Origin of the sequence: Pauljensenia sp. UMB6358, assembly GCF_030216865.1 — a bacterium.
GTDB lineage: Bacteria > Actinomycetota > Actinomycetes > Actinomycetales > Actinomycetaceae > Pauljensenia > Pauljensenia turicensis_A.
On sequence record NZ_JASOMS010000020.1, the window covers coordinates 1 to 1,432 of the forward strand.

General features: G+C 61.8%; 4 protein-coding genes. 3 read left to right on the forward strand and 1 reads right to left on the reverse strand.

The features are described 5' to 3' along the window. From QP381_RS08405 to QP381_RS08415, 3 genes are all read left to right on the forward strand, one after another. Positions 1-333, forward strand: a 333-nt coding sequence (locus QP381_RS08405; protein ID WP_442953413.1) for a hypothetical protein, incomplete at its 5' end; no start/stop codon positions are given. Continuing rightward, complete coding sequence (locus QP381_RS08410) at positions 330-524, forward strand: tyrosine-type recombinase/integrase (RefSeq protein ID WP_285068455.1); 195 nt, start codon at positions 330-332, stop codon at positions 522-524. The genes QP381_RS08405 and QP381_RS08410, both read left to right, overlap by 4 nt. Positions 525-574: 50 nt before the next feature. Beyond that, positions 575-871, forward strand: a complete 297-nt coding sequence (locus tag QP381_RS08415; RefSeq protein WP_285068458.1) for a hypothetical protein — start codon at positions 575-577, stop codon at positions 869-871. 68 nt (positions 872-939) lie between these two features. Here the strand turns inward: QP381_RS08415 and QP381_RS08420 are convergent. After that, a partial coding sequence (locus QP381_RS08420; protein WP_285068460.1) for a GmrSD restriction endonuclease domain-containing protein occupies positions 940-1,432 on the reverse strand: 493 nt, incomplete at its 5' end.

Consider the following 1,432-nt stretch of genomic DNA (forward strand, 5'->3'; position numbering starts at 1 on the left):
AAGCCGCGCATCTTCCTGGCGTTCGAGCTGCTCTACTGGACGGGCATCCGCGAGGGCGAGATGCTGGCGCTCACGCCCTCGGACTTCAACCTGAGGAAGTGCACGCTGAGGATCGACAAGTCATACCAGCGCCTGCACGGCGAGGACGTCGGCACCGACCCCAAGACGCCGAAGTCGATCAGAACCATCAAGATGTCGCAGTTCCTCGTGGACGAGGTCTCCGACTACCTCTCGCGCCCCCCCCTGAGATTGGCCCCAACGACCGCATCTTCCCGCTCACCAAGTATTGCCTCTCCCGCTCGATGCAGAGCGGCTGCAACAAGAGCAGTGTGAAGAAGATCCGCATCCACGACCTGCGCCACAGCCACGTGAGTCTGCTCATCAATATGGGGTTCAGCGCGCTCGCTATCGCCGACCGCCTCGGCCATGAGAGCGCAGACATCACGTACCGCTACGCCCACCTGTTCCCCAGCGTGCAGGACGACATGGCCAAAGCGCTCAACCAGGGAGGAAGGGAGTTCTGATGCCTTGCCCGAATAATCGCAGGAAGAGAACCATATCGAAGGCGTTCCGAGTGACTCCAGAGGAATCGGAGCGCATCGAGCTACCGCAGCAGGAGTACATCATGATGCGGCTCGAGGAGCAGGACTTCATCATCGAGCCCGACGTGCGTACCTACAAGGCGCTCAAGGACTACATGCAGCAGGTCTACCAGGAGCTCTGCCGCCTGCGCAGCTGCTCCCAGATGGACGAGCTGCTCATATCAAAGGTCGAACTGCTCAGCGACCTGTTCGTGGGAGTGGCCGCCGACGCAAGCAATGGCGTCCTCGCGAAGGAGGACTCGATTATCACGAGCATCGAACGGGGCTAGAACAAAGAAGGGCCGCCCCGCCTGGCGGGACGGCCCGTGGAATCAGATCTCAAGCGCCTTGCGCACGCTTACGCGAGAAGGCCGTTCGCGCCGAGGAAGTCGACAAAGGAGTCGACGATCTCCCTCTTGCGCTCCACGATGTCGGCCTCGGTGAAGTCGTCGGAATTGCCGGCCATGTCCGCGAGCTCCTTGATTCGCGTGCCCTCCTTCTCCTGCTTCCTTCCGTCCACGTAGCCCAGGTAGTACTTCTTCTTGTCCTCAAAGCGGTAGTCGGACGCGCGGATGTTGATGCGCTTCTCCAGAAGGGACTTGTTGCCCAGCGACTCGAGGTTCGCCCTGTCCTTGAGCGCGCCCTCGGCGTCCGCCCTCTTCTTCGAGTAGATGTGCTCGATCTCGAGGCGCGCGTCGGCGTCCAGGAGGGGCTGCGCGTCGTTGTTGAAGGCCCACCATGTGAGCATGGACTTCGTCACGGGGCGGCCGTTGGTGAACACGTAGGACATGAAGCGGTCCCTGATCGCCCCGGCTTCGAACCTGTGGTTGGCGAACGACACGGCCTCGCCG